This window comes from Streptomyces sp. NBC_01803, assembly GCF_035917415.1.
Classification (GTDB): domain Bacteria; phylum Actinomycetota; class Actinomycetes; order Streptomycetales; family Streptomycetaceae; genus Streptomyces.
In genome coordinates, this window is sequence record NZ_CP109073.1 from 2,018,854 (window position 1) to 2,044,568 (window position 25,715).

The 25,715-nt window shown below is 72.7% G+C and carries 26 protein-coding genes; 16 read left to right on the plus strand and 10 right to left on the minus strand.

What is annotated here, in order from left to right:
• Positions 1–62 precede the first annotated feature (62 nt).
• The 3 genes from OIE51_RS08590 to OIE51_RS08600 are packed head-to-tail and all read right to left on the minus strand — an operon-like array spanning position 63 to position 2,427.
• Positions 63–341, minus strand: a complete 279-nt coding sequence (locus OIE51_RS08590) for an acyl carrier protein (RefSeq protein ID WP_326596664.1) — start codon at positions 339–341, stop codon at positions 63–65.
• The gene (locus OIE51_RS08595) at positions 335–1,084 is read right to left on the minus strand and encodes an SDR family NAD(P)-dependent oxidoreductase (RefSeq protein ID WP_326596666.1); all 750 of its coding nucleotides are present in this window, start codon (positions 1,082–1,084) and stop codon (positions 335–337) included. The genes OIE51_RS08590 and OIE51_RS08595 overlap by 7 nt, the downstream gene beginning before the upstream one ends.
• Positions 1,081–2,427, minus strand: a complete 1,347-nt coding sequence (locus OIE51_RS08600) for a class I adenylate-forming enzyme family protein (protein WP_326596667.1) — start codon at positions 2,425–2,427, stop codon at positions 1,081–1,083. The genes OIE51_RS08595 and OIE51_RS08600 overlap by 4 nt, the downstream gene beginning before the upstream one ends.
• A 368-nt stretch (positions 2,428–2,795) precedes the next feature.
• Here OIE51_RS08600 and OIE51_RS08605 point away from each other — a divergent pair, with 368 nt between their 5' ends.
• The gene (locus OIE51_RS08605) at positions 2,796–3,488 is read left to right on the plus strand and encodes a 4'-phosphopantetheinyl transferase family protein (protein ID WP_326596668.1); all 693 of its coding nucleotides are present in this window, start codon (positions 2,796–2,798) and stop codon (positions 3,486–3,488) included.
• 6 nt (positions 3,489–3,494) lie between these two features.
• On the opposite strand, the gene OIE51_RS08610 is transcribed toward OIE51_RS08605, so the two are convergent.
• From OIE51_RS08610 to OIE51_RS08620, 3 genes are all read right to left on the minus strand, one after another.
• Positions 3,495–4,280, minus strand: coding sequence for an HAD family hydrolase (locus OIE51_RS08610; RefSeq protein ID WP_326596669.1), 786 nt, complete (start codon positions 4,278–4,280; stop codon positions 3,495–3,497).
• 8 nt (positions 4,281–4,288) lie between these two features.
• On the minus strand, positions 4,289–5,011 hold the full coding sequence (locus tag OIE51_RS08615; RefSeq protein WP_326596671.1) for a helix-turn-helix transcriptional regulator: 723 nt from the start codon (positions 5,009–5,011) through the stop codon (positions 4,289–4,291).
• 550 nt (positions 5,012–5,561) lie between these two features.
• Complete coding sequence (locus tag OIE51_RS08620; RefSeq protein ID WP_326596672.1) at positions 5,562–6,152, minus strand: TetR/AcrR family transcriptional regulator; 591 nt, start codon at positions 6,150–6,152, stop codon at positions 5,562–5,564.
• Positions 6,153–6,389: 237 nt separating this feature from the next.
• Here OIE51_RS08620 and OIE51_RS08625 point away from each other — a divergent pair, with 237 nt between their 5' ends.
• The 4 genes from OIE51_RS08625 to OIE51_RS08640 all read left to right on the plus strand — a co-directional run bounded on the left by OIE51_RS08625 (position 6,390) and on the right by OIE51_RS08640 (position 9,668).
• The gene (locus OIE51_RS08625) at positions 6,390–7,001 is read left to right on the plus strand and encodes a hypothetical protein (protein WP_326596673.1); all 612 of its coding nucleotides are present in this window, start codon (positions 6,390–6,392) and stop codon (positions 6,999–7,001) included.
• Positions 7,002–7,060: 59 nt separating this feature from the next.
• On the plus strand, positions 7,061–7,384 hold the full coding sequence (locus OIE51_RS08630) for a hypothetical protein (RefSeq protein ID WP_326596675.1): 324 nt from the start codon (positions 7,061–7,063) through the stop codon (positions 7,382–7,384).
• A gap of 468 nt (positions 7,385–7,852) precedes the next feature.
• Entirely contained in the window at positions 7,853–8,863 is a 1,011-nt protein-coding gene (locus tag OIE51_RS08635; RefSeq protein WP_326596676.1) for a sensor histidine kinase, read from the plus strand.
• Positions 8,864–8,933: 70 nt separating this feature from the next.
• A complete protein-coding gene (locus tag OIE51_RS08640) occupies positions 8,934–9,668 on the plus strand; it encodes a response regulator transcription factor (RefSeq protein ID WP_326596678.1) in 735 nt (244 codons plus the stop codon).
• Between the two features lie 102 nt (positions 9,669–9,770).
• Here OIE51_RS08640 and OIE51_RS08645 read toward each other — a convergent pair whose 3' ends face one another.
• Complete coding sequence (locus OIE51_RS08645; RefSeq protein ID WP_326596680.1) at positions 9,771–10,601, minus strand: UbiA family prenyltransferase; 831 nt, start codon at positions 10,599–10,601, stop codon at positions 9,771–9,773.
• 253 nt (positions 10,602–10,854) lie between these two features.
• On the minus strand, positions 10,855–11,442 hold the full coding sequence (locus OIE51_RS08650) for a DUF2165 family protein (RefSeq protein WP_326596682.1): 588 nt from the start codon (positions 11,440–11,442) through the stop codon (positions 10,855–10,857).
• A 314-nt stretch (positions 11,443–11,756) separates the two neighbouring features.
• On the opposite strand from OIE51_RS08650, the gene OIE51_RS08655 reads away from it, so the two are divergent.
• A complete protein-coding gene (locus tag OIE51_RS08655) occupies positions 11,757–13,298 on the plus strand; it encodes an alkaline phosphatase D family protein (protein ID WP_326596683.1) in 1,542 nt (513 codons plus the stop codon).
• A 45-nt stretch (positions 13,299–13,343) separates the two neighbouring features.
• Here OIE51_RS08655 and OIE51_RS08660 read toward each other — a convergent pair whose 3' ends face one another.
• A complete protein-coding gene (locus OIE51_RS08660) occupies positions 13,344–13,931 on the minus strand; it encodes a DedA family protein (RefSeq protein WP_326600558.1) in 588 nt (195 codons plus the stop codon).
• A gap of 202 nt (positions 13,932–14,133) precedes the next feature.
• Between OIE51_RS08660 and OIE51_RS08665 the strand changes: the two genes are divergently transcribed.
• From OIE51_RS08665 to OIE51_RS08690, 6 genes are all read left to right on the plus strand, one after another.
• Positions 14,134–14,538 (plus strand): ChaB family protein, encoded by a 405-nt coding sequence (locus OIE51_RS08665; RefSeq protein ID WP_326600560.1) that lies wholly within the window; start codon positions 14,134–14,136, stop codon positions 14,536–14,538.
• A gap of 62 nt (positions 14,539–14,600) precedes the next feature.
• Entirely contained in the window at positions 14,601–14,951 is a 351-nt protein-coding gene (locus OIE51_RS08670; protein ID WP_326596684.1) for a DUF6766 family protein, read from the plus strand.
• Positions 14,948–17,365, plus strand: a complete 2,418-nt coding sequence (locus OIE51_RS08675; protein ID WP_326596686.1) for a phosphoketolase family protein — start codon at positions 14,948–14,950, stop codon at positions 17,363–17,365. The genes OIE51_RS08670 and OIE51_RS08675 overlap by 4 nt, the downstream gene beginning before the upstream one ends.
• Before the next feature lie 145 nt (positions 17,366–17,510).
• On the plus strand, positions 17,511–18,773 hold the full coding sequence (locus OIE51_RS08680; RefSeq protein ID WP_326596687.1) for a glycosyltransferase family 4 protein: 1,263 nt from the start codon (positions 17,511–17,513) through the stop codon (positions 18,771–18,773).
• Positions 18,770–19,660, plus strand: a complete 891-nt coding sequence (locus OIE51_RS08685) for a transferase (protein ID WP_326596688.1) — start codon at positions 18,770–18,772, stop codon at positions 19,658–19,660. The genes OIE51_RS08680 and OIE51_RS08685 overlap by 4 nt, the downstream gene beginning before the upstream one ends.
• Positions 19,661–19,738: 78 nt before the next feature.
• The gene (locus OIE51_RS08690) at positions 19,739–21,058 is read left to right on the plus strand and encodes a phosphoribosyltransferase family protein (protein WP_326596689.1); all 1,320 of its coding nucleotides are present in this window, start codon (positions 19,739–19,741) and stop codon (positions 21,056–21,058) included.
• Here the strand turns inward: OIE51_RS08690 and polX are convergent.
• On the minus strand, positions 20,991–22,742 hold the full coding sequence (gene polX / locus OIE51_RS08695) for a DNA polymerase/3'-5' exonuclease PolX (RefSeq protein ID WP_326596690.1): 1,752 nt from the start codon (positions 22,740–22,742) through the stop codon (positions 20,991–20,993). The two genes, OIE51_RS08690 and polX, sit on opposite strands and share 68 nt — an antisense overlap.
• A gap of 452 nt (positions 22,743–23,194) precedes the next feature.
• Between polX and OIE51_RS08700 the strand changes: the two genes are divergently transcribed.
• The 4 genes from OIE51_RS08700 to OIE51_RS08715 all read left to right on the plus strand — a co-directional run bounded on the left by OIE51_RS08700 (position 23,195) and on the right by OIE51_RS08715 (position 25,652).
• On the plus strand, positions 23,195–23,761 hold the full coding sequence (locus OIE51_RS08700; RefSeq protein WP_326596692.1) for a TetR/AcrR family transcriptional regulator: 567 nt from the start codon (positions 23,195–23,197) through the stop codon (positions 23,759–23,761).
• A gap of 93 nt (positions 23,762–23,854) precedes the next feature.
• Complete coding sequence (locus OIE51_RS08705) at positions 23,855–24,244, plus strand: SH3 domain-containing protein (RefSeq protein WP_326596694.1); 390 nt, start codon at positions 23,855–23,857, stop codon at positions 24,242–24,244.
• A 79-nt stretch (positions 24,245–24,323) separates the two neighbouring features.
• On the plus strand, positions 24,324–24,449 hold the full coding sequence (locus OIE51_RS08710; protein WP_326596695.1) for a hypothetical protein: 126 nt from the start codon (positions 24,324–24,326) through the stop codon (positions 24,447–24,449).
• 141 nt (positions 24,450–24,590) lie between these two features.
• A complete protein-coding gene (locus OIE51_RS08715; RefSeq protein ID WP_326596696.1) occupies positions 24,591–25,652 on the plus strand; it encodes a protein-L-isoaspartate(D-aspartate) O-methyltransferase in 1,062 nt (353 codons plus the stop codon).
• The last annotated feature ends 63 nt before the right edge of the window (positions 25,653–25,715 follow it).

A 25,715-nucleotide genomic window follows, 5' to 3' on the forward strand; every position in this document is an offset into this window, starting at 1 on the left:
GCGGGCCCCGGGCAGGGCTCAGGCAGGACCCGGGCGGGACCCGGGCAGGGCTCAGGCAGGGCTCAGACGGTGGCCGTCGTCGCCTTGAGCGTGTGCTCGTAGGCGTCGCACAGCGCGTCGACCGTCCTGATGTCGGAGATGACGTACTCGCCGTCCTCGAACGGGTCGACGCCGAACTCGCTCTCCAGCTGGATCACCAGGCGGGCGAGCATCAGGGAGTTGAGGCTGAGCTCGTTGAGCGGCTCGCCTCCGGTCAGGTCGCGCGCGGGCAGTTCGGCCTCCGCCAGCAGGGCGTTGATCTCGCGGCGGACGGTGTCCTTGATGGCGTCGCTAGTCAGCATGTGATTCCTCCGTCGACGACGATGGTCTGGCCGGTGATGAACGAAGCACCGGGCGAGGTGAGATAGAGCACGGCGTCGGCGATCTCACCGATGTCCGCGAGGCGGCCCAGGGGCGTCCGGCGCTGGATGCGCTCCCGGTTCCGGTCGGTGACCTCCGCCGTCATGTCGCTGTCGAAGAAGCCGGGGACGATCGAGTTGACCCGGATCTTGAACGCTCCGAGCTCGCGCGCCAGGCTCCTGCTGAATCCGTCGAGCCCGGCCTTGGCGGCGGAGTAGACCGCCACGCCCCGGTAGCCGCGGATGGCGTTGATGGACGACACGTTGAGAATCTGGCCACCGCCCTGCCGCGTCATCGCGCGGGCGGCGGCCTGGGCGAGGGTGATCGGCGCGACGAGGTTCGCGGCGATCAGCTCGGCGGTCTTCTCGGAGCTGGTGGTCAGGAAGAGCTCCTGGTGCAGCACGCCCGCGTTGTTGATCAGCAGGTCCACCCGGCCGAAGCGGCGGGTCACCGTGCGGACGAACGCCCGCAGCGACGCGGCGTCGCCCAGGTCGGCGGCCTCCCACAGGAACCGGTCGGGCTGCTCGGCCTGGAGATCCTTGACGACCTCGTTGGCCGACCTGCTGAACGTGGCGACCCGCCAGCCGTCCGCGAGCAGCCGCTCGACCAGCACCCGGCCGAGCCCCCGGCTGCCGCCGCTGACGAGCGCGACGCGCGAGGCGGTGTCCTCGGCCGGGGCGCTCACGCCGCGCTCCTGATCTTCTTGAAACGGTCGGAGTGCTGCGGCGCGTCCGCGATCTCCACCTGGGCCGGGATCTTGAACGCCTCCAGCCGCGTCGCGCAGAACTCCCGTATGCGCCGCGTGACTTCGCGCCGGTCCTCATCCTCGATCAGGGTGACCCTGGCCTTCACCACCATGCCCATGACCGGGCTGGGCCGGCCGCTGACCATGGCCTCGGCGATGTTGGGGACCTCCAGCAGGACGGACTCGACCTCACTGGGATACACCTTCTCCCCGCCGACGTTGATGATCTCGGAGTCCCGGCCCAGGATGCGGATCCACTCGCCGTCCACCTGGACGACGTCCTGGGTGTTGAAGAACCCCTGCTCGTCGAAGGGCGCGGGCGCGTTGAGGTAGCCGAGCATGGCCATCTCGGAGCGGATCCACAGCACGTTGTCCACGATCTTGTGCTCGAACCCGGCGTCGGTGCCGAGCTTCACCCACAGCGTGTCGTTGCCGCGCGAGCGCGTCGGCAGGATGCCCAGCTCGCTCAGCCCGTACGTCTGCTTCAGCCGCACCTCGGGGAACGCGGCGTGCAGCCGCTCCAGGGTGCGCATCGGCATCGGCTCGGTGCCGTAGGTGATGAGCCGCAACGACCCGGTGTCGTACCGCTGGTGGGCACCGGAGATGAGCAGCATGTTCAGGAACGTGGGCGTCGTCGGCAGCACCTCGACGCCGTGCTCCCGCACCGTCCGGCAGATGGACTCCGGCGTCCGCTCGCCGACGGTGATCACCGTGCCGCCCTGACTGAGCGTGTGGAGCAGGGTGTTGACGCCGCCGATGTGGTCCAGGCTCAGGAAGGACAGGATGCGCATCGGCCGGGCCGGCTCGCCGTAACGGGCCAGCACCTTCTCGAAGTCGAGGACCGACGCCTTGCTGCGGCCCGAGGTGCCGGAGCTGAACAGGACCAGGCCCGCGTGGCCGGTCTCGCGCAGCTTCGGGTACAGCTCGTGGCTCGCGGCGCGGCCGGTGCGCTCGGCCTGGTGGGCGCCGTCCGGGTCCACCCGGATGACCACCTCGACTTCGGCGATCTCCAGGAAGTCGGCGCGCTTGGCGGCCGGCAGGACGGTCAGCGGGACGACGATCACCCCGCGCTCGATGAGCGCCAGGAGTCCCGCGCACGCCTCGGGCGAGTACGAGCCTTCCAGCGTCACGACCTCGCCGGCCGCGACTCCGTTGGCGTCGAGGAAGGATCGCCACTGATCCACCAGACGCAGCAGATCGGCATAACCGCATGTCTGCCCTTCGAAAACCACGGCTTGGTTATCACCGAAGGATTTCAGGCGGTCGAGCAACGGATGTGCCATCACTCACTCATCTCCTTTCACCGTCCGGGCATTTTCGCGCTTGCTTGCTCTCGCTTACAAACACGACTCTAAAAGGCTCGGCAATTGAGCTTCAATGCCCCATTCCTGTGACCTCGGGCGGGGTAGCCGAACGGGTAGCCCCGAATGGGCAATGGCCCCGGCGGCCTCATTTCGGGCATTGTGGAGCGCGGGAACGTAATGGTTCTGCCATGACCTTGTCCTGGGATGGCAAGCCGGTCGCCGCATTCGGCACACCCCCACGCGGGGCACACCCCGCTCAGCGCACCCCCACTCGGCACACCCCGCTCAGCACGCCCGCGTTCGGTGAGCCCGCATTCTTTTTCCGTCGCCCGTCCCAGGAGATTCCCATGATTCAGCGGCTGCTGCCGTCCGCCGTCGCCTGCGCCACCGCCACCGCCGATCTGCCGGACGCCGGCGCGCTGCCCGAGGAGGCGGCGGCGCTCAGCTCCGCCTGCGGCGAGCCGCGCCGACGCGAATTCCTCACCACCAGGACCTGCGCCCGCGCCGCGATGGTCTCGCTCGGCGTCCCTCCGGCCGGCGTTCCGTCGGGCCCGAAGGGCGAGCCGCGCTGGCCGGCCGGGCTGACCGGCAGCATGACCCACTGCGACGGCTACCGGGCCGCGGCGGTCTCCCGGACCAGCGACTTCCACGTGGTCGCCATCGACGCCGAGCGGCACGTGCCGCTGCCCGCCGACGTGGCGCGGCACATCACGGTCCCGGCGGAGCGCGCGCACCTGGCGGAGCTGGCCCGGCACGACCCCGGCACGCACTGGGAGACCGTGCTGTTCAGCGCCAAGGAGACGGTCTACAAGGCGTTCAACCCGCTGACCGGACGCTGGCTCGGCTTCCGCGACGCCCGGCTGAGCTTCGATCCGGCCACCCGCACGTTCCGGGCCCGGCTGCTGCAGCCGGGCCCGGTGGTGGACGGTGTGCGGATCAACGAGTTCGCCGGCCGGTGGTCGGTGGGGGAAGGGCTGGCGCTCACCGCCATCGCCCTGCCCGCGACCGCCGCCGACCGGCTGCTGCTGCAAGCCGCCTGACGCCGCTCAGCGGCCGGCGCGCCTGGTGAGCTCGACCGCCGCCAGCGCGCCGGCGCTCCGCAGCGGGCCCGGAGTGGCCGGCAGGACCGGCCAGTCCAGGCTCTGCGCCTGACCGATGAGCACCGGGTCGGCGCCCACGACGACCGGGTTGCCGACCGCCATCAGCATGTCCAGATCGCTGGAGTGGTCGCCGTAGCAGGCGCAGTCGTCCGGCCCGAGGCCGAGGCCGGCCATCGTGAAGCGCACCGCCGCGGCCTTGTTCGGGCCGATCATCGGCCGCTCGATCTCGCCGGTCAGCCGCCCGTCGGGGCCGACGATCGGCTCCGAGCAGAGGATGACGTCGGCGCCCAGGTCCTCGGCCATCGGCTCCAGCAGACCGCGGAAGGACCCGGAGACCAGGACGACGGTGTCCCCGGCGCCCTTGTGCCGCGACGCCGCCGCCCAGGCGGAGACGACCACGGCGGTCCGGCCGGCCCGGTACTCCTCGTACCACTCGTGGCCCGCCCGGGTCAGCTCCTCATGGTCCACGCCGGCGAAACGGCGGTAGTAGCGCCGGTTGATCTCCGTGCGCGGCACCCCGCCGTCCGCCTGCGCGCGGACCTCGGCCATCACGGCGTCGTGAGCGCTGCCGTCGTCGCCCTGCCGCGCCATCCAGTAGCGCAGGAAGTGGAACATGCTCTTGACGTTGAGCAGCGTCTCGTCCACGTCGAAGAAGGCCGCCCGGGTCGTGGGCGCGGTCGTGGGCGCGGGCACTGTCGTGGTGGCACTCGTCGTCGTTTTCACGTCGGTCATGGTTCCGGTCACCGCCAGGTCGCGTTGAGAAGGGTGGGAACAGGTGCTGCTACGGCGCGGTCGCCGCACAGCCCCTCGCGCAGCGCACGGGCCGCGGCGAGGGTGCGGTTGGGGCAGTTGAGCTTGGCGAGGATGTTCGCCACCAGCCGCTTCGCGCCGTGCTCCGAGATACGCAGCCGACGCGCGATCTGCTTGTTGCTGTAGCCGTCCACCAGCAGCACCAGCGCTTCCTTCTCGCGCGGCGTCAGTCGGGGGGCGGCCTGTGTCCGGGGCTCGCCGTGCCCGGCACGGTGCAGCAGGGCGCGGGTGAGCGCGGGCGGGATGTACACCTCACCGGCGTCCATGGCGCTGAGGACCTCGTCCAGCGTGTGGGGGTCGAGGTCGTCCATGGGCAGCAGCGACGCGCCCGGCAGCGAGGTGACCTGGTCGAGGTTGACCTCGCTCGGCCTGGGAAGCAGCAGCAGGACCCGTATCCCCCGGTGGGCCGCGCGCCGTAGCGCGGCCTCCCCGCCGTGATCCGCCGTATCGGACGCGGTGAGCAGGATGTCGGTGTCCGGATCCCGCACGGCTTCGACGGCGGCATCGAGGCCGGGGTACGCGGAGCAGTGGCCGACGACGTCCAGCGAGCGGAGCATGGCCTCGACGCCGTAGCGCTGAAGGTCGTTGCGGATGGCCAGGAAGATGTTGAGCGGTCGGGTCGCGGCGTGCAGGGCTGCGCGGCTGAGCGACATGTGTGTTTCCCCCACGGGTGATTCCGGTTGAACCGGATGGGTGCATCCGTACGACTGACGCTAGCCGCGCGGGGCCCGCCGGAACGGTCCACTGCCTCCAAGACCGGACCAGGGGTGGCCAAAAGGAGTAGCGAGGCAACCTATCCGCGCGGGGCGGATCATCGGGGCGCACCTACCACCGCGGCACCACCACGAGGCCCCCGTCGGGACGACCCATCGGGACGCCCCGGAAGGGCGCGGCCGGCCGGGAGTTCCCCAGGCCCGGAGCCAGCCACCGAACCTCGGGAGGAGGCAGCTGGGGCCGACACCCGGGGACACGACCCGCCGCGCGGACGACCGGTGCCGGGTGGGGGCCGGTGGTCGGGGACGGCGGAGCGGACGTGCGCCGGACGCGGTGCGTCGGACGCGCGAGCGAACACCCGGGGGCCGGGCTTCGCTCGGTGGGGTGGTGTTCCGGCCTCGCCCGGGGGCGGCCGGGGCCGTTCCCCCGGGCCGGGGGGCCGGGGGGACGTGCGTCGGCGGGAGTGGGGGGACTACCGGAGTGGGGGGACTAAACGCCGGCCGGTTCGGGGACGGCGTCGGACAGGGCTTTGCGGGCGAACGCCACGACGTACTCGCGGAGATCGGGGTGCGGCGGGGCGGTGCCCAGGATCATGCGGGCCATCTGCGGCACCGCGTTGGGCCAGGCGGCCAGGCCGATCAGGCTCAGCAGACAGGCCGCCACCCGCGGCGAGATCCCGGTGCCGAAGGTCTCCGCGAGGTTGGCCACCTTGCGTTCGTAGAGCGAGGCGCGTTCGGACTCGTTGGGCAGGGGGTCGTCGCGATAGTGCAGGGCCTCCCAGAGGAAGAGCCGCACGAGCGAGGGGTTGGCGCGGTGGAAGTCGTACACCCGCCCCACGTACTCGGCGGGGTCGTCGCCGGGGGCCAGCGGGACGGCAGCGGCCAGCTCGTCGAGGGCCTGGCCGACGACCTGGTCGAAGAGCTTCTGCTTATTGCCGAAATACCCGTAGATGCGCTCCTTGTTGACGTTCGCGAGGGCGGCGATGCGGTCCACTCGGGCGCCCGCGATGCCGTGAGCTGCGAACTCTTCCTTCGCGGCGGAGAGGAGCCGTTGCTTGGTGGGAGTCGGATCCTGCGTCATTCCCCCAGCTTAGGGTGCGAGGGCCAGCAATCCAACCAACTGGATGGTTGACTTCCAACTAGTTGGTTGACTACCGTCGAATAGTCACCGCGGCCAGCGCCGCCCGCGGTCCCAGGACACAGCACGGACCCACCACACCGACCTCTCACGGACCCGCGCGGACCCGCGCGGACCCCACCACACTGACCCGCGCGGACACCCACAGACACCCACGCAGCTTCCCGAATGAGGAATCCCATGACCGACACCGCAGTGGCCCTCCACGATGTCGCCCGCGCCGACCGAGCGCTGATCCAGGCCGGGCTGCCCCTGCGCGAGGGCTGGGTTCCGCGGCGCGTCCGCGTGGCGGAGCACGACGGCCGTCCGGTGACCGTCGTCCGCTTCCACAAGGAGGCCCGCCCCGGCGAGGGAGTCCACCTCACGGTGGTGCTCGATGACGACGACGTCCTGCTCGGCTACACCCGGCTCGATCCCGACGACCCGGCCCAGGTCGGCCCGCTTCCGCCGGAGCACGAGGCCCGCGAGGCCGCGTTCGCCTTCGTCACCGCGTTCGACCCGGCGTACGCCGCCGGGCTGACCGTGCAGTGGATCGCGCGGCACGACGAGCACGTGGCCGGTCCCGACGGCGCGGCCACCGTCTCCGGCATCAAGGTCAAGACCCGCCACCGCGACGGCCTGTACGCATGGGTCGTGATCGGCCCCGGCGGCACCGTGCTCACATACGAGCGCGACATCCGCTGGGACTCGGCCGCCGGCCGGCGCGGCACACAGATGTGGCTCCACGACGTCTGGATCGCCGCTCACGAGGGCCGCGGGCCGCGGCCGTCGTCGCCGTACGCACTCGGCTGAGCCTCCGCCACCCCGGCCAGCCCCCACGCTTCCCCGACGAAACAGGATTGCGACCGACCATGCACAGCACCGTTTCACACACCAGCGCCACCGCCGTGACGCCCGCTTCCGCCACCGACACGACCCCCGCCACCACTCCCGGCCAGGCCCCGGCGGCGGCCCTTCCACTGCCGTCCGTGCATATGCGCGTGCTGATTACGTGGCTGGCCGTTTACCCATCCATCACCATCGTGCAGATACTGCTCGGGCCGTCTTTGGAGAACCTTTCGGTGCCCGTGCGCGTCCTGATCATCACCGGGCTCGTTGTCCCGGTCGTGGTCTACGCCCTGGTGCCGGTCCTGCTGAAGATGAGGGCCGCGATCCTGCGGCTGCGCAGGCCCTGACCGGGGTCCCGCCACGGCGGCGGGGCCAAGGCCGCGGGTTCGGGACGGTGCCCGGCCGTCCCGGACCCGCGGCCGCCGACCATTGGCCCGGCCGGACAAAAAAACAATTGCGCACCCGCTGATCCTGGTAAAGGATCAGACGGGGCGCTCTTTATACCAACCGAACTGACTATCGGTTATGCTGCCGCAAGATGTGCAGTGCTATCCGGCATCGCCCGGAGGGGGAAAGCTCTTGACGATTACCGGCATGCAGTCATATTCACATCCGCCGACCAGTCTCCGCTCATGTCCCTGCCCCACGGCCGCGCCTGTCCCAAGCGACGGCGCGGCGGCGGCGGTCGGCCGCCGGACGGGGAGGACGGCCCGGTGAGCGCCGCCCCGGACAGGTCTGCCGACACCCTCCTCGTGGCATCTTTACGCCGCCAAGAGGATTCGGTAATCGAGCAATATCACGCCCGGCTGCGCGCGATGAGCAGTCCACTTGTCGCCGCTCCCGAAGCCTGGGCGCAGTGCGAGCTCCAGGGCCGCCGCATATTCCGCGACTGCGTCGCCAGCCTCGCCCAGGGCCGCGCGGCCGTATCGGACACCCACATCGCCGAGGTCGTCGACCTCGGCGGCGAGCGTGTCCGGCAGGGCATCCACCTGACCCATTCCGTGCGGGCGGGGGTCGTGCTCTTCGACGTCGTCCTCGACCGGATCATCCAGTTCGCCAAGGACACCGGCATCTCCTGGCAGACCTACTCGGCCGCCGTGCGCTCGCTGCAACAGGGCATCGGCAGACGCCTGGAGGCCGGCTCCATCGGCTACGACTCCTTCATGCTCGACCGCGTGCGGGAGGTCCACGACCAGGGTCACCGCCGGCTCGCCAGGGAGATCCACGACCAGATCGGCAACTCGCTCAGTCTGGCCATGCGTCAGCTGGAACTGTTCGAGGGTGAGTTGACCCGAGAACGGCACACCGTGCCCGAGCATGTACGGGCCGCTCAGGCGGCCATCCTCGAAACCCTCGCCAGCACCAGGGAGCTCGTCACCGAGCTGCGCCGCCCCGCCGTGGGCGGCAGCCTGGAGGCCGCGCTCACCCGGTTCGTCGAGTCCATGGGCGAACCGGGTCTGTCCGTTCAGGTGTGGGTGCGCGGCCTCGACGAGTGGATGCCCGGCCCGCTCGCCGAGGAGTTGTACATCATGGTCCGCGAATGCCTGCGCAACGCGTTCGCGCACGCCGGAGCGGGAAATATCGTGGTCAACATCGACATCGCGCCGCACGAGATCCAGACCGAGATCATCGACGACGGACGCGGCTTCGACGTTGCCACGGTGTCCCGCCAAGGCTCCACCAACGGCCTGACCGGGCTGAGGGAGCGTGCGGAGCTGCTCGGCGGCACCCTGCACATCCACTCCTCACCGGGCCGCGGCACCGACGTCACCATCTGGATCCCGATCAAGGCGGAGACCGATGAACGAGTTGACAGGCGGCGCTGAAACCAGGCGCCCGTCGGAGAGAGCGACGGAGACAACGGGCCCGAGAACGGCCCCCAGGACGGTGCGGATCGTGGTCGCGGACGACCACATCCTGCTGCGCGAAGCACTGTGCGACCTGCTCGGCTCCGAACCGGGCCTGGAGGTCGTCGCCCAGGCCGGCGACGGGGAGGAGGTCGTGCGGCTGGCGGCCGAACACCGGCCGGACGTCGTGCTCCTGGACATCGAGATGCCCCGCAACGAACCCGCCGTCACCGTGCGACGCCTGCTGCAACGCGACCCGACGCTGCGCATCATCGTGCTGAGCATGTACGACGGGCCGCACTTCGTGCAGGATCTGCTCGCCCTCGGGGTGCGCGGGTATCTGCACAAGAGCACCGGGCGCGAGACGCTGGTGACCGCCGTGCGCGGCCGTGACGACGGGGAGCGCCGCACGGTGACCCTGTCCGTCTCCGCGCACAGCCTGCGCGGCCCGTCGCCGGAGCGGGAGGACGACGACGTGCTGTCGGAGCGTGAGGTGCAGGTGCTCACGCGGGTGTCGCGGGCGATGAGCAACCGGCAGATCGCCAGTGAACTCGGCATCGCCGAGGGCACGGTGAAGCGCCACATGCGGAACATCTTCACCAAGCTGGACGCCGTGTCCCGGATCGACGCCGTCAACAAGGCGACCGAACGGGCCCTGTTGCCGCGGCAGAAGCCGGCCGCCCTGGCGGCGGTCGCGGGCGGAGCCGCCGGGGCGGCGGGGCGGACGGCGGGCCGCAGGGCTCAAGGCGCCGCCCCGATACCGCTGTTCGGCAGACGGCTCTGACGCGGCGGGTGTGACCCCCGGTACCGGCGCCGACCCGGGCCGGTACGGGGGGTCACGCCCGCGCGCGGCGTGACACAGCTGCCTCTCTCCACCGCCGGGCGCTCACACGACTTCGGCCAGCCGGGCCAACAGCACGACGTGCGCGATGTGTTGGGTCACCATGAACGCCCGGTACGGCTCGCCGGCGCGGTCGGCGTCGTGCCGCGTGGTCCAGCACAGCACCGCCACCGCGCCCGCCCCGACCGCCAGCACCCCGGCCGTCGGCGCCAGCACGGCGGCGTACGGGCGGGCCGCCACGGCGAATCCGGCCGCGACGCCCAGCGCGCCCAGCGCGGCGACCCACCGCGCGGGCGCCTCGCCCCAGGCCGTCACCGAGGTGCGGCGGCCTGCCGCCGCGTCACCCTCGGCGTGCGCGAAGTCCTTGGTCACCGCGCCCACCGCCGCCATCCACAGCGCCATGCCGACGGCCAGCACCACCGAGGCGCCCGAGGGCCGCCCGACGCCGGACGCCAGCCAGCCGCTCGCGTACGACAGCAGCCCCATCGCCAGCACGGCGGCCGAGGTCGCGGTCGTGCTCCGCTTCAGCGGCCAGGGCCCGGCCGAGTAGGCGCAGCCGATCAGCAGGAACGCCAGCACGCACCCGAGCAGTGCCACGTTCCCGGCCAGCAGGGCGAACGCCACGGCGCCGGCCGCGCACAGCCACGTCATCCGGGCGGCCGACTCGGGCGAGAGGTCGCCTCGGGCGATCGGCCGGCCGGTGCCGTTCACCCGGTCTTCCGCCACGTCCGACACGCCGTTGAGGCCGTAGGCGAACGCGGCGGCGAGCGCCCAGCACAGCGCCGGGCCGATGAGCCAGGGCCCCCAGCCGGTCAGCCGGCCGCCGTCCGCGAGGGCGGCGCCGACGAGAAAACGGACCAGGAAGATCGCCTGCACGCTGGGGCGTGTCTCCTCGAAGAACAGGAGGACTTCCCGAGGCTCGATCGGCGCGTTCCGGGCGCGGTTCCGCACAAGGTTGTCCCGCGGTCGTCTCTGAGGGGCGTATTCCCACATGGGCGCACAGTAGCCAGACTCTTCGAGGCCGCGCATGCCCCGTCCGGCGGGTCCGGCGATACCCCTTTGGGGGAAGGGAGGTGGTATCGAAAGACCCGCCGGACGGCGGCGGCCGGGGTGGCCGGGGTGGCCGGGGTCATTGTTCCCGCTGGGCTCCGGTCACCGAGGGCAGGTTCACCAGAACGGTCGTCAGCAGACCGATCATCAGGCCCGTGAAGTGGACCTGTTGTGCGGCGCCTATGTAGATCCAGTAGCCGTAGAACATGCCGCCGCACAGGAAGAGGAAGAAAAGCCCCATGAATCCGGCGAGGGCGTAGTTGGCCCGCTGCGTCGTGTTGATGCTGACGGTCTCGCCGCGCGCCCGCCGCCACATCGCGGTCGCGGCCCAGGCGAGCAACGCCACGGCCAGGACCTCGTAGACGATGACGCCGATGAGGGCCGGGGTCGCCATGGCCTCCGGCAGGGCGCGCCACTCCAGGCCGTTGCCGCGCACCGGGTCACCCTTGAGGTCGCCCATGGTGATCATGCTGCTGATGAGCGCCTTGTTGGTGCCGAAGTCGTCCACGTTGTTGAGCGTGACCAGCCCCAGCCAGAGGGTGAGGCCGCTCAGCAGAAACGCGTTCAGCGCCGTCAGTCTCGAACGGATCGGCAGATCCTGCCGGTTGGCCGTGGGGCCGGGCAGAGGTGTGCTGTTCTCCGGAAGCGTGTTGGTGGTCACTGCCATGAGAGGTGTCTCCTCGGCTGCGGATGGGGACCGATGCCCTCAGCGTGCCGGGGTCACCACCCCGCCCAACAGCTCTCTTTTCTGCTCCCCCTTCCTGCCTCCCCGGTCAACCGCCCCGTTCGGCGTGCCCGTTCGGCCAGGGGCCGCCGCGCGCCGGCCGCCCCGACGACCGTCCGTTTCCGCCCTGCGGAAACAGGTTGTCATGTCCCCGATCCCAGACGTTCAGGGTGTGGCCAGGGCACCGTCCCGCTCGGCTGTCACCGTCTCTCTCGGTCACCGCAACAGCTCGCCCGATCGACGAGAGGGACCCCCACATGCCCGCAACCGCCAGACGTCGATTCCTCGTTGGTGGCGCGGCGGCCGTCGGGGCGGCAGCCGCCGGGCCGTTGGCCGCCTCCGGCTCCGTCCGCGCCGCGACCCGCCCGCTCCCCGAAGGTCTGTTCACTCTCGGTGTCGCCTCGGGCGACCCGCTCCCCGACGGCGTCGTCCTGTGGACGCGGCTGGCCCCCGACCCGCTGGCGGGCGGCGGCATGCCCGACCGGGCCGTGGACGTGGAGTGGCAGGTCGCCGAGGACTCCGCGTTCCGCCGGATCGCCCGCAGCGGCACGGCCACCGCCGAACCCGCCTACGGCCACAGCGTTCACGTCGACGTGCGCGGCCTGCGCGCGCACCGCGACCACTGGTACCGGTTCCGCGCCGGGGGCGAGCTGTCCCCGGTCGGCCGCACCCGCACCGCGCCGCACCCGCTCGCCTCCGGCGGGCGCCTGCGGCTGGCCCTGGCCTCCTGCCAGAACTGGCAGCAGGGCTACTTCTCGGCCTACGCCGACATGGCCGAACAGGACGTGGACGCCGTCCTGTTCACCGGCGACTACATCTACGAGAGCGGCCCCTCGGCCACCGCCGTGCGGCGCCACGAGGGAACGGGCGAGCCGTACTCGCTCATCCAGTACCGCAACCGCTACGCCCAGTACCGCTCCGACCCCGACCTGGCCCGGATGCACGCGTCCGCGCCGTGGATCGTCACCTTCGACGACCACGAGGTCGACAACGACTTCGCGGGCGGCATCCCGCAGGACCCCGACAAGCAATCGCCCGAGGCGTTCGCACTGCGGCTGGCCGCCGCCTACCAGGCGTACTACGAGCACATGCCGGTCCGCGCCACCGCCGTGCCCGACGGGCCGCACATCCGCATGCACCGCGGGCTGGACTTCGGCCGCCTGGCCCGGCTCCAGGTGCTGGACACCCGCCAGTACCGCAGCGACCAGGCCACCAGCGAGGAGGCCGCGCGGCGCCCGTGGATGACGATGCTCGGCGCCGAGCAGAAGGAGTGGCTGATCAACGGGCTGCGCCGGTCGCCCGCCCGCTGGAACCTGATCGGCTCGCAGATCATGATGGCCGAGACCGACCTGCTGCCTGGCGACGGCAAGCGCTGGTACTACGACGCCTGGGACGGTTACCAGGCCGAACGCAACGAGCTGCTCGGGGTGTTGGCGGATGTCCGCAACCCGGTGGTGCTCACCGGGGACCGGCACCTGACGATGGTGGCCGATCTGAAGCGGGACTTCGCCGACCCGTCGTCGCCGGTGGTCGGAGCGGAGTTCGTGGGCTGCTCGATCAGCTCCAACGGCGACCAGGAGCAGGCCACGTTCCACGCCGAGTGGGACCCGCGGCTGCCCGACAACCCGCATTGGAAACTGGTCGACGCCCGCCGCGGCTACCACCTGTTCGACATCGACCGCGACGGGATCGACGCCCGGCTCCGGGTGGTCGACACCGTCCGGCGGCCCGCGGCGGCGGCCCGCACCGGGGCCCGGCTGCGGGTCGTGGACGGTCGGCCCGGCGTCGAGGTGGTGTGAGGGACCGGCGCGCCCCAGGCGCGCTCAGGCCCGCCCCAGGCCCCCTCAGGCCCGGCGCTTGCCGGGCCCCGGGCGGGCCACCCGCACCACGAGGAAGGCGCACACGGCCAAGGCCGCGAAGACGCCGACGGCCTTGGAGTACAGCCCGACGGCGTCGGTGACCTTGCTCCAGTCCTCTCCGAGGCGGTAACCGGCCACCACGAACAGGGTGTTCCAGATCGCGGACCCGATGGTGGTCAGCACCGCGAAGACCGGCAGCGACATCCGTTCCACACCCGCCGGGACGGAGATCAGGCTGCGGAAGAGCGGGATCATCCGGCCGAGGAACACCGCCTTCGGCCCATGCCGGAGAAACCACCGCTCGGTCCGCTCGATGTCCGCGATCTTCACCAGCGGCAGCTTCGCCGCGACGGCGATCAGCCGGTCCCGCCCGAGCACCGTCCCTACCCCGTAGAGCGCCAGGGCGCCGACGACCGAGCCCAGCGTGGTGCAGAGCAGCGCGGCCCACAGGTTCATCTCGCCCTGGCTGGCGGTGAATCCGGCCAGCGGCAGGATCACCTCGCTGGGCAGCGGCGGGAAGAGGTTCTCCAGAGCGATGGCGGCACCGGCCCCCGGGGCGCCGAGCGCCTCCATGAGGCCGGTCGCCCACCCGGCGATCCCACCAGGGCCGACGGCGGTCTGTGCGGCGGAAGAGGTCACGTGGGGAACGGTACAAAGTTTCCGGGGCCCTGGCTGACACGGCCACCCGCACACCCGTCCGGTTCGTGGCGGTTTCGCCGCCCGGCGGCCGGGTACTCGCCGGAATCCACGATTTCCGACCATGGAGGTGGTGACCGTGCCGGGACGCCAGGAATTGCCATCGACGCTGGAACGCTCGGACGCCAAGGCGCAGCGCACCTGGATCAAGGCACACGACTCCGCGGTGAAGGAGTACGGCGAGGGCCAGCGCGCCCACCGGGTGGCGTACGGGGCGCTCAAGCACACCCACGAGAAGGTGGGTGACCACTGGCGGCCCAAGGAGAAGAACCGCAAGGGGCCGTCCGATCCGCGATCGGCCCGGCCGCGCCAGCAGGGCGGGCGCAGCGGGGAGGGCGTGGACGAGCAGGCGTCCAAGGAGCATCTGTACGGCGTGGCCAAGCAGCTGGGCATCGACGGCCGCTCGCAGATGAGCAAGTCCGAGCTGCTGGACGCCATCCGCAAGGAGAACCGCTCGGACACCCGCAAGGCCAGGGGCCGCTGAGGACAGGGGCCGCTGAGGCCAGGGGCCGCTGAGGCCAGGGAACGGGACCGGGAGCGCGTCCCGTGCGCCGCTTCGCGCACGACAACGGGCCGAGCCTCGCGTCCGGGTGCGCGTTCCTCCTGGCCCCGGCCGGGCAGGCGGTGGCGGGGCACGCGGAGGACAACAGCGAGCGGCGCGCGGAAGGCGCCGCCCCGGTGCCGTTCGAGTCCTCTTCGACGTCCGCCGACTTCGCGGTGGACGTCACCGAGAACTGGCCATCGGAGCTCCGCGGTTCCTCCTGTGCGTCGTCGCCACCGGCCGGCTCATCCAGCGCGGCTCGCCCGAGTCCAAGCCGGGCGGCGCGCCGCACTCCGCCACCAGCGACCAGGGCTGACCCGAGGGCGGTCCCAGAGGGCAGGAAGACACCACCATGACGCAGGCCCCCACCGCCGCCCCGCCCACCCCCCTCGGGCCTGACGAGCTGGCCGCGCTCGACGCCCACTGGCGGGCCGCCAACTACCTGTCCGTCGGCCAGATCTACCTGCTCGCCAATCCACTGCTGACCGAGCCGCTGCGCCCCGAGCACATCAAGCCCCGGCTGCTGGGCCACTGGGGCACCTCCCCCGGGCTCAACCTCGTGTACACGCACCTCAACCGGGTGATCCGGGCCAGGGATCTCGACGCGATCTGTGTGTGGGGGCCCGGGCACGGCGGGCCGGCCGTGCTCGCGGGCTCCTGGCTGGACGGCAGTTACCCGGAGACCTACCCCGACGTCACGCGGGACGCGGCGGGCATGGGGCGACTGTTCAAGCAGTTCTCCTTCCCCGGCGGCGTCCCCAGCCACGTGGCGCCCGAGACGCCCGGCTCGATCCACGAGGGCGGCGAGCTGGGGTACTCCCTCGCACACGCCTACGGCGCCGCGTTCGACAACCCCGGGCTGGTCGTGGCCTGCGTCATCGGCGACGGCGAGGCCGAGACCGGGCCGCTGGCCGGGTCCTGGCACGCCAACAAGTTCCTCGACCCGGTACACGACGGCGCCGTGCTGCCGATCCTGCACCTCAACGGCTACAAGATCGCCAACCCGACCGTGCTGGCCCGTCTTCCCCGGGACGAGCTGGACGCGCTGCTGCGCGGCTACGGCCACGAGCCGATCCACGTCACGGCCGCGGCGGGCGACGACCCCGGCCCCGCGCACCAGGCGTTCGCACACGCGCTGGACACCGCGCTGGACCGGATCGACGCCGCGCAGCGCGCCGCCCGCTTCCACGGCGCGACCGAACGTCCCCGGTGGCCGGTGATCGTGCTGCGCACCCCGAAGGGCTGGACCGGCCCGGCCGAGGTGGACGGCCTGCCGGTCGAGGGCACGTGGCGCTCGCACCAGATCCCGTTGGACGGTGCCCGTGAGAACCCGGACCATCTGCGCCAGTTGGAGGCGTGGATGCACTCCTACCGGCCGCGCGAGCTGTTCCACCAGGACGGCACCCCGACCGATCGGGTGCTGGCCCGGACGCCGGCGGGACCGCGCCGGCTGGGCACCAACCCGCACGCCAACGGCGGCCTGTTGCTGCGCGAGCTGCCCGTTCCGCCGCTGGCCGACTACGCCGTGCCAGTGCCGACCCCGGGCGGGACCACACACGAACCGACGCGCGTGCTGGGTGAGTTGCTCGCCCAGCTGATGGCCGCGACCAGCGAGCGCCGCGACTTCCGCCTGGTCGGCCCGGACGAGACCGCGTCCAACCGGCTCCAGGCCGTCTACGACACGACCGACAAGGCGTGGGACGCCCAGATCCTGCCGGTGGACGAACATCTGGCGCGCGGCGGCCGGGTGATGGAGGTGCTCTCCGAACACCTCTGCCAGGGCTGGCTGGAGGGCTATCTGCTCACCGGGCGGCACGGGATGTTCTCCAGCTACGAGGCGTTCATCCACATCGTGGACTCGATGGTGAACCAGCACATCAAGTGGCTGCTCACCGCCCGCCGCCTGGACTGGCGCCGGTCCATCGCCTCCCTCAACTACCTGCTCACATCGCACGTCTGGCGCCAGGACCACAACGGCTTCAGCCACCAGGACCCCGGCTTCATCGACCACGTCCTCAACAAGTCCCCCGAGGTCGTGCGCGTGTACCTGCCGCCGGACTCCAACACCCTGCTGGCCGTGGCGGATCACGTGCTGCGCAGCCGCGAGTACGTCAACGTCGTCGTCGCCGGCAAGCAGCCCTGCTTCGACTGGCTGGGCATCGAGGAGGCCCGCGCCCACTGCGCGCGCGGCGCCGGGATCTGGGAGTGGGCGGGCACCGAGGTCGACGGCACCGAGCCGGACGTCGTGCTGGCCTGCGCCGGGGACGTGCCGACGCTGGAGGTGATGGCCGCCGCCCAGCTGCTCCGCGAACATCTGCCCGGGCTGTCCGTCCGCGTCGTCAACGTCGTGGACATCGCCCGCCTGTTGCCCTCCGAGGCGCACCCGCACGGCCTGCCGGACCGCGACTACGACGCGCTGTTCACCCGCGACCGGCCGGTGATCTTCGCCTACCACGGCTACCCGTGGCTGATCCACCGCCTCACCTACAAGCGAGCCAACCACGAGGAGACCCACGTGCGCGGCTATCTGGAGCGCGGCACCACGACCACCCCGTTCGACATGGTGGTCAGCAACGACCTCGACCGCTACCGGCTGGTCATGGACGTCATCGACCGCGTCCCCGGCCTCTCGGTCCGCGCCGCGCACCTGCGCCAGCGGATGGCCGACACCAGGTACCGCCACCACCACTGGATCCGCGAGCAGGGCACCGACCTCCCCGAGGTCGCCGACTGGCAGTGGAACGGCGGCACCGGGACGCGCCACGAGTGAGGCCGACGCGCGGCGTCCGCCGCTGCGCTACCTTCATGATCACGTCCCACCCGCGGGCCACCGGGCAGCTCCCACGGCCGGCGAGGAGCGACGGCCCCACCGAACGGCGGGCAACCGCCCGCGCACCACAGAGGTCTACGTCCCCATGAAGATTTCCTTCCTCCTCCACAACGGCTATGGGATCGGGGGGACCATCAAGACCACGTTCAACCTGGCGCAAGCCCTCGCCGAGCGGCACGACGTCGAGATCATCTCCATCAACCGGCATCGCGAGGAGCCCAACTTCACCCTCAGTCCGAAGGTGCGAATGCGGGCACTGGTGGACCTGCGGACCGAGAAGGACCACCCCCTGCATCAGAAGCCGGCCCGCGTCTTCCCGGCCGCCGAATACCGCCACGACCAGTACAGCGAGCTGACCGACGAACGGATCGCCGCGACCCTGGCCGACCTGGACGCGGACGTCGTGATCGGCACCCGCCCCGGCCTGAACGTGCACATCGCCCTCCAGGGGCCGCGGCACGCGGTGCTGGTGGGTCAGGAACACCTCACCCTCGACAGCCACCCGCCGGCCCTGCGCAACGAGCTGCGCCGCGTCTACTCGCGGCTCGACGCGCTGACGACCGTGACCCACGCGGACGCCGAGGCGTACCGGCGCAAGATGCGGCTGCCGGACGTGCGCGTCACCGCGCTGCCCAACAGCGTGCCGCCGCCCGTCCTGCCGCCCGCCGACTCCACCGGCCGGGTCGTCATCGCGGCCGGCCGACTGGTCCGTTCCAAACGTCACGAGCTGCTCATCCGCGCCTTCGCGCGGGTCGCCGCCGAGCGGCCCGACTGGCAGCTGCGCGTCTACGGCAAGGGCGAGGAACGGGACCGGCTGCGCGCGCTCATCGACGAGCTGGGCCTGAACAACAACGCCTTCCTGATGGGCGCCGTCACCCCCATCGAGGCCGAGTGGGTGAAGGGCTCGATCGCCGCCGTCACCTCCAGCTTCGAGCCGTTCGGCATGACGATCGTCGAGGCGATGCGCTGCGGTCTGCCGGTCGTCTCCACCGACTGCCCCTACGGCCCGGCGGAGATCATCAAGGACGGCATGGACGGTCGGCTGGTACCGGTGGGCGACGAGAGCGCGCTCGCCGCCGCGCTGCTGGACCTGGTCCAGGACGACGAGCTGCGGCTGCGGATGGGCCGCGCCGCGCTCCAGAACTCGCGGCGCTACGACCCGGTGCCGGTGGTCGAAGTGGCGGAGGAGCTGTTCACGAGCCTGCTGGACGCCAAGCGCGGCCGGCGGACGCGCCGGCGGGGTGTCTCGTTCGGCCGACGGCTGGTCAGCAGCGGCCACGCCGTCAAGGACACCGCGTTCGCGGTGGCCCTCACCACGCTGCGGACCGTGCGGAAGGGACAGCGATGAGCGACACGACCAACGAGACGGACCAGGCGCACGGCGCCCATGAGGCGCACGAACGCGCGCAGGAGGCGAAGCCCGAGGCGCCGCGCGCGGACTGCGCCGTGGACGCCGAGGGCCGGGTCACCGTCGAGCTGAGCCTCCCCGGGAGCACCGGCGGCGAACAGCTCCTGCTGCGGCTGCGCCCGAAGAAGGGCGAGCCGGAGACGACGACGCACACCCTCGCCCTCACCCCCGTCCCCGGCGCCCCCGGTCGGCTGCGGGCGGTCCTCGACCCGGAGCCCGTGCTGGCCGAGGGCCGCTGGGACGTGTACGCGCTGGCCGCCCCGGACGCCGAGCGCCGGCGCCTGCGCCCCGGCCTGCGCGACCTGCGCGTCCTGGCCCCGGGACAGCGCCCCGCCGGAGCGCCGCTGCCGCTGCCGCTGGCGGTCCGCGTGCCATACGCGACGAAGGACCGCTGGCTCGCCATCCGCGCCTGGCTGCGGCCCGCGCACGCGGAGGCGGCCGACATCCGGGTGGCCGACGGCGCGATGACGGTCCACGGCCGCCTGCTCGGCACCACCCTCGGCGACGGCGCGGCGGCCCTGCTGCGCTGCCGGGGCAAGGGCGGCCCGGTCGTGGAGACGCCGCTACGGGCGGAGGGCCCCGACACGTTCTCCTTCACGGCCCGCTACGACTTCCCGGCCCCGCCCGGCCCCGACCCGGCCTTCTGGGACGTCTTCGTCCGCCCCCGGCCGAAGGCCCCCCGCGTCCGCGTGGCCCGCCTGCTGGACGATGTGGCGGACAAGAAGCAGATCTTCGTCTACCCGGCGACGACCGTCGGCGCCGCGTCGGTCCGCCCGTACTACACGGTGGACAACGACCTGGCCGTGGAGGTCGCCCCGGCCGGGTGACCCCCGCGGCGGTCCCCGGGGCGCGGCGGGCGGCCCGAGGGGCTTCCATGGAGGAAAACGCTTCCAGGAGGTACCCGCATGATCTTCGAGGATCGCGTCGACGCCGGGCGGCGGCTGGCTCGGGCGCTGGAGCCGCTGCGCGAGCGGGACGTCGTCGTGCTGGGGCTGCCCCGGGGCGGGGTGCCGGTCGCCGCCGAGGTGGCCGGGGCGCTGCGGGCACCGCTCGACGTCTGTCTCGTGCGGAAGCTGGGCGTGCCGTTCCTGCCGGAGGTGGCCATGGGCGCCATCGCCGAGGACGGCGCCCGGGTCATCAACGACGAGGTGGTGCGCAGGGTCCGGGTGGGCGACGGGGAGGTGGCCGAGGTCGAGAGCGCCGAACGGGTGGAGCTGGCGCGGCGGGCCGGGGAGTACCGGGGGGAGCGGACCCGGATCTCGGTGGCCGGACGCACCGTCCTGGTGGTGGACGACGGGATCGCGACCGGCGCCACCGCCCGCGCCGCCTGCCGCTCCGCCCGCGCGCGCGGCGCCGCGCGGGTGGTGCTGGCCGTGCCGGTCGCGCCGCTCGACGGGGCGGCCCGGGTCGGCGACGACGCCGACGCCTTCGTGTGTCCGCACACCCCGGCGGACTTCGCGGCGGTCGGCCAGTTCTACCGCGACTTCGCGCCGACCACGGACGCCGAGGTGATCGCCTGCCTGGAGCACGGCACCAGCCACGAGGTCACCATCCCGGCCGGGGACGCGGAGTTGGCGGGCGAGCTGTCCGTCCCGCCGGGCGCGTCCGGCGTGGTGGTCTTCGCGCACGGCAGCGGCAGCGGCCGGCACAGCCCGCGCAACCGTTTCGTCGCCGAGGCGCTCAACCACTCCGGGCTCGGCACGCTCCTGTTCGACCTGCTCACCGCCGAGGAGGAGCACGACCGGACCAACGTGTTCGACATCGGCCTGCTCGCCCGCCGTCTCACCACCGCCACCGCGTGGCTGCCCACGGATCTCCCCGTCGGCTACTTCGGCGCCAGCACCGGCGCCGCCGCCGCGCTCTGGGCGGCGGCCGAGCCTCAGCAGCGGGAACGGATCGCCGCCATCGTCTCGCGCGGCGGGCGCCCCGACCTCGCCGACCACCGGCTGGGGCAGGTCACCGCCCCCACCCTCCTCATCGTCGGCGGGAACGACCCCCAGGTGATCGAGCTGAACCGGATGGCCCAGCAATCACTGCGCCGCCCCAGCGAGCTGACCCTGATTCCCGGCGCCACGCACCTGTTCGAGGAGCCCGGCGCCCTGTCGGAGGTGGCGGAGCTGGCCCGCGACTGGTTCCTCACCCATTTCACCGGGAGTTTCACCGGGAGCGCCCCGGACGCCCCGCACCCCCCGGACGCTTCGCCAGGAAACGCCTCAGCCGGGTGAGCGGCCAGGCGTTGATCACCTCGTCCTTCGTCAGCCAGCCGCGCTGGGCCGTGCCGACGCCGTAGCGCATGTTTCCCAGCTCGGCCGTGGCGTGCGCGTCGCTGTCGACGGCGAACCGCACACCGTGCCGCCGCGCCCGCAGGATGTGCTCGTCGCGCAGATCCAGGCGGTTGGGGTGTCCGTTGACCTCGATGGCCGTGCCGGTGCGGGCGGCGGCGGCGAAGACCGCGTCCAGGTCCACGTCGATGCCCGCCCGCCTGCCGATCTTTCGGGTGGTGAGGTGGCCGATGATGTTGACGTGCGGGTTCTCGCAGGCCCGGATCAGGCGGCGGGTCTGGGTGTCCCGGTCCAGGCCGAAGTGGGAGTGGACCGAGGCCACGCACAGGTCGAAGCCGGCCAGGAAGTCGTCCGGCCAGTCGACGTTCCCCTCCGGGTCGATGTTCAGCTCGGTGCCGTGCAGCAGCCGCATCCGCCGGTGCCCGCCGTCCAGCGCCCGGACCCGTTCCCGCTGGGCGAGCATCTTCTCCCGCGTCATGCGCTGCATCCGCAGCTCGGGCGCGTGGTCGGTGACGGCGTAGTAGGCGTAGCCGCGCGCCGCCGCCGTCTCGACCATCTCCTCCAGCGAGGCCAGGCCGTCCGTCAGGTCCGTGTGGGTGTGCAGGTCGCCCCGGATGTCGTGCTCGGTGACCGGCTCGGGCAGCTCCCCGCGCAGCGCGGCGGCGACCTCGCCCCGGTCCTCGCGCAGGGCGGGCGGGATCCACGGCAGGCCGAGCCGTTCGTAGACCTCCTCCTCCGTCCGGGCGGCGACCTTCTTCCCGCTCTCCGTCTCGAACAGCCCGTACTCCGACAGCTTCAGCTTCTTCCGCACGGCGATCTCGCGGGTGCGGATGTTGTGCGCCTGCGAGCCGGTGAAGTACTGGAGGCCCGCGCCCCACGAGTCGGGCGGCAGCACCCGCAGGTCGAGCTGGAACCCGGCGGCCGTGCGGACGGACGTCTTCTTCCGCCCCCGCACGATCACCTCGGCGACCAGCGGCAACGCGGTGAACGCCGCCATCACCGGCTCCGGGTCCTCGGCGGCGGCCAGCACGTCGATGTCGCCGATCGTCTCCCGCATCCGCCGCAACGAACCGGCGTACGCGCAGCGTTCGCAGCCGGGCGCGCGCGAGATCCCGGCGACGGCCTCGTCCGCCAGGCGCATGGCGGCGTCCAGCAGGACGCGCCCGCCCGACTGCCGCTGGACGTCGACGCCGTGCAGGATGTTCTCCTTGGTCTTGGGCCCGAAGCCCTTCAGTCCGTCCAGCCGGTCGGCGCGGATGGCGGCGACCAGCTCGTCCACCGAGGCGATGCCCCGGTCCTGGTAGAGGGTCATCGCCTTCTTCGGCCCGAGGGTGGGGATGCCCATCAGCGCGCGCACGCCCGGCGGCACGGCGGTCCTGCTCTCCTCGACGGCGGCGACGTGCCCGGTCCGCAGGTACTCCTCGACCTTGTCGGCGATGGACTTCCCCACGCCGGGGATCTCGCGCAGGCGCTTCGGGTCCAGGGTGGAGATGTCCGCCGCGTGACGGCCGATGGCGCGCGCGGCTCTCTCGTAGGCGCGTTGCTTGAACGCGTCTCCGCCGCTGATCGCGATGAGGTCGGCGTACTCCTGGAGCAGCGCCTCGACCTCCTCGTTCGGCCGAGCCATGTCGCCAGTCTAGGGAGAAAAGGGCCGGTCGGCATGGCGAGCCCGGTCGGCATGGCGAGCCCGGTCGGCATGGCGAGCGGGGGCCCGGGTGCCCGGAGCCGGCTGGACCGAGGGACCGCTGTACAGCCGGACCGGCGCCGATCAGGACGGCGTCGCGGGGGCCGCGCGCGACCAGGTGCTCCACGAACCGAGCAGGTCGAAGCCGCGTTCGCCCGCTCCCCCCTGGGCGGCCCGGGGCATCCCGACGTCGAGCCGCTCTCCGCCCGCGTCCGGTCCGCGTGGACGTCGTTCGCCGTGACCGGCGATCCGGGCCGGCCGGACGACCGGCCGGAGGCTCGGCTGCCCCGTATCCGGGACACGGATCCGGCCGTTGCGGCCGATCCCGAGGGGGTCTCGCGGGAAATCTGGAAGGGCCGCTCCGGAGCGTGAGCCCGACAGTAGAGTCTGGGCCCATGAGCGAGTCCCCCGGTCTCACCCGCGCCGAGCGCCGACAGCGGACGCAGGAACGCATCCTGGACTCGGCGCGGGACCTGTTCGCCCAGCACGGCTTCGAACGCACCACCATCCGCGGGGTCGCGTCCGCCGCGGGCGTGGACCCGGCGCTGGTGATGCAGTACTACGGCTCCAAACGGGAGCTGTTCGCGCGGGCCGCGCAGGTGCCGGTCCCGCTGGCGACCCCCGCCGCCGAGGAGCCCGCCGACATCGTGGAGGCGCTGCTGTCGACGCTCGGCAGCAAGCTCGACGGCCTGCCGGCCACCACGCTGACGATGATGCGGTCGATGCTCACCCATCCGGAGGCCCAGCGGATAGCCACCGAGACCTTCGACCGGCAGGTCGAGGAGATCACCGCCGTGCTGTCCGGCGCCGACGCGCAGGCGCGCGCCGCGCTGCTGATCTGCGTCACCGTCGGCGTGACGATCGGTCACCAGATGCTGGGCGTCGAGGCCCTGCGCGGTCTGCGGCCCCACGACATCACGGAGCTGCTGCGGCCGGCCCTGCACGCGCTCATCGGACCCTGACACCGCCGCCCCCTTTCACCATTGGTGACGAATTGCGCCCCCATTCGGCCGCATTTACCCTGTTGCTGAGTGCGGAGAGTGAGGAGGCACGCGATGTCGCTACTCGGCAGACTCTCGCTGTACGCCGCCACCGGCGCGGTCGCCATGGCGGTGATCGCCGGTCCCGCCACCGAAGGGGGGAGCGAGGAGGGCGGCGCGGAGGGCGGCGCGGGCGAGGAGGGCGGCGCGGAACCCTCCGACGCAGCCGAGACCCCCGACGCCTCCCACCCCGAGGTCACCGCCGAGTCGGGCACCGACCTCAGACAGGCCCCCGACCCCGGCTCCCCCGTCCTCGCCGCCCTCCCCCGGGGCGAGAAGCTGACGGTGATCTGCGCCGCCGAGGGCGCGGCGGGCGGGACGTGGCACCTCGTCCGCACCGACCACTACGCCTGGGCCCCGGCCGCCGACATCGCGCTCCACGGCGCCGCCCCGTCGCGCTGCTGACCGGACGCACCGCACGCGCCGCGCCACCTCCATCACCTTGGGTGGACGGCCCCGCGGGTCGCCCACCCTGGTCCCGGCGGTGACGGAGCCGCGGCACGGCACGGCGGTCCGGGTCCTGGAGCGGCTCGGCGTCGAGCCGACCGCGCCGGCCGGGGCGACCGCGCCGGCCGGGGCGGCCCGGGAAGTCCCGGGCGCGCGCGGCTGAGAACGCGACGCCCGGCGTGTCGGTACCGCCGGGAAACCTCGCACCGCACTACGTCGCGCGCGGCCACTCGTTGGGCATCGCGAACCACCGCGACACCCCGCAGCCATTCCCGCTGTGCCGCCGACGTCCTGGAGGACCGCCATGACCACCGCCATCCGCCCGGCCGAGGAGCTGCGCCGGGAGCTGGCCGACGCGCTCGCCGCCGAGGGCCTGCTGCGCGGCGACCGCTGGCACGCCGCGTTCGCCGCCGTGCCCCGGGAGATCTTCGTCTCCGACCTGCACACCCACCGGCCCGGCGAGCCCGAGTACCTGGCGGCGGTCCACGCCGACGAGCCGCTGCTGGGGGTGCGGCCCGGCACGGCGGCGGCCATGCTCGAAGCGCTCGACGCCGGCCTCGCCGGCCAGGGGCGCGTGCTGGAGGTGGGGCAGGGCAACGGCTACGGCGCGGCGCTGCTGTGCCACGGGCTCGGCGACGACCGGGTGGTGTCCCTGGCCACCGAGGACGCCGCCGCCCGGATGGCTGGGGCCGGGTTCGCGCCGACGACCGTGATCGGGGACGCGGCGCGCGGCTGTCCCGAACACGCGCCGTACGCCGGGCTGCTCGCCGTCAGCGCCACGGGCCGGGTCCCGGCGGCGTGGGCGGCCCAGGTCGTGCCCGGCGGGACCGTGGTCGTCGCGCTGCGGCTGGGCATCGCGGTGCTGACCGTGCGGGAGGACGGCTCGGCCGAGGGGCCGTTCCTGCCGGTGCTCGACCGGCCGTCCGCCGTCACGCCACCCGGCGCGCGCAGCTACATCCCGGCGCTGCTGGTGCCGCTGGGCCGGCAGGCCGAGGTCGCGGTGCCCGCCGATCCCGGCGCGGACATGGCGCGGTTCCTCTGCGGGCTCGCGCAGCCGGACGCGCACGAGCTGTGCCTCATCGACGCGGATGGCCGGCGGCTGTACGGGGTGGTGCACCCGGCGAGCGACTCGTGGGCGCGGCTGGCGCCCCGCGAGGACGGCACCGCCCGCATCCAGTACGACGGACCGCGCGACCTGTGGGCCGAACGGGCGGCGCTGCTGGCCGACTGGACGGCGGCCGGGCGGCCGGGACCGGAGCGGTACGGCCTGACCGTGGGTGCCGACGGGTCGCACCGGCTCTGGCTCGACTCGCCCGACGACGGCCCGAGCCGCCCGCTGCCGCCGCCCTCGGAACGCGCCGCCTGAGCCACGGGCCGGGGGGACCGGGCCAGCCGGGCGGACCGGGGGCCGGGGGGACCGGGGGCCGGG

Coding starts and splice junctions, on each gene's coding strand:
- OIE51_RS08590 (WP_326596664.1), bottom strand. CDS start 341: ATGCTGACTAGCGACGCCATCAAGGACACCGTCCGCCGCGAGATCAAC.
- OIE51_RS08600 (WP_326596667.1), bottom strand. CDS start 2,427: ATGGCACATCCGTTGCTCGACCGCCTGAAATCCTTCGGTGATAACCAA.
- OIE51_RS08605 (WP_326596668.1), top strand. CDS start 2,796: ATGATTCAGCGGCTGCTGCCGTCCGCCGTCGCCTGCGCCACCGCCACC.
- OIE51_RS08610 (WP_326596669.1), bottom strand. CDS start 4,280: ATGACCGACGTGAAAACGACGACGAGTGCCACCACGACAGTGCCCGCG.
- OIE51_RS08615 (WP_326596671.1), bottom strand. CDS start 5,011: ATGTCGCTCAGCCGCGCAGCCCTGCACGCCGCGACCCGACCGCTCAAC.
- OIE51_RS08620 (WP_326596672.1), bottom strand. CDS start 6,152: ATGACGCAGGATCCGACTCCCACCAAGCAACGGCTCCTCTCCGCCGCG.
- OIE51_RS08625 (WP_326596673.1), top strand. CDS start 6,390: ATGACCGACACCGCAGTGGCCCTCCACGATGTCGCCCGCGCCGACCGA.
- OIE51_RS08630 (WP_326596675.1), top strand. CDS start 7,061: ATGCACAGCACCGTTTCACACACCAGCGCCACCGCCGTGACGCCCGCT.
- OIE51_RS08635 (WP_326596676.1), top strand. CDS start 7,853: ATGAGCAGTCCACTTGTCGCCGCTCCCGAAGCCTGGGCGCAGTGCGAG.
- OIE51_RS08650 (WP_326596682.1), bottom strand. CDS start 11,442: ATGGCAGTGACCACCAACACGCTTCCGGAGAACAGCACACCTCTGCCC.
- OIE51_RS08655 (WP_326596683.1), top strand. CDS start 11,757: ATGCCCGCAACCGCCAGACGTCGATTCCTCGTTGGTGGCGCGGCGGCC.
- OIE51_RS08660 (WP_326600558.1), bottom strand. CDS start 13,931: ATGGAGGCGCTCGGCGCCCCGGGGGCCGGTGCCGCCATCGCTCTGGAG.
- OIE51_RS08675 (WP_326596686.1), top strand. CDS start 14,948: ATGACGCAGGCCCCCACCGCCGCCCCGCCCACCCCCCTCGGGCCTGAC.
- OIE51_RS08680 (WP_326596687.1), top strand. CDS start 17,511: ATGAAGATTTCCTTCCTCCTCCACAACGGCTATGGGATCGGGGGGACC.
- OIE51_RS08685 (WP_326596688.1), top strand. CDS start 18,770: ATGAGCGACACGACCAACGAGACGGACCAGGCGCACGGCGCCCATGAG.
- OIE51_RS08690 (WP_326596689.1), top strand. CDS start 19,739: ATGATCTTCGAGGATCGCGTCGACGCCGGGCGGCGGCTGGCTCGGGCG.
- polX (WP_326596690.1), bottom strand. CDS start 22,742: ATGGCTCGGCCGAACGAGGAGGTCGAGGCGCTGCTCCAGGAGTACGCC.
- OIE51_RS08700 (WP_326596692.1), top strand. CDS start 23,195: ATGAGCGAGTCCCCCGGTCTCACCCGCGCCGAGCGCCGACAGCGGACG.
- OIE51_RS08705 (WP_326596694.1), top strand. CDS start 23,855: ATGTCGCTACTCGGCAGACTCTCGCTGTACGCCGCCACCGGCGCGGTC.
- OIE51_RS08715 (WP_326596696.1), top strand. CDS start 24,591: ATGACCACCGCCATCCGCCCGGCCGAGGAGCTGCGCCGGGAGCTGGCC.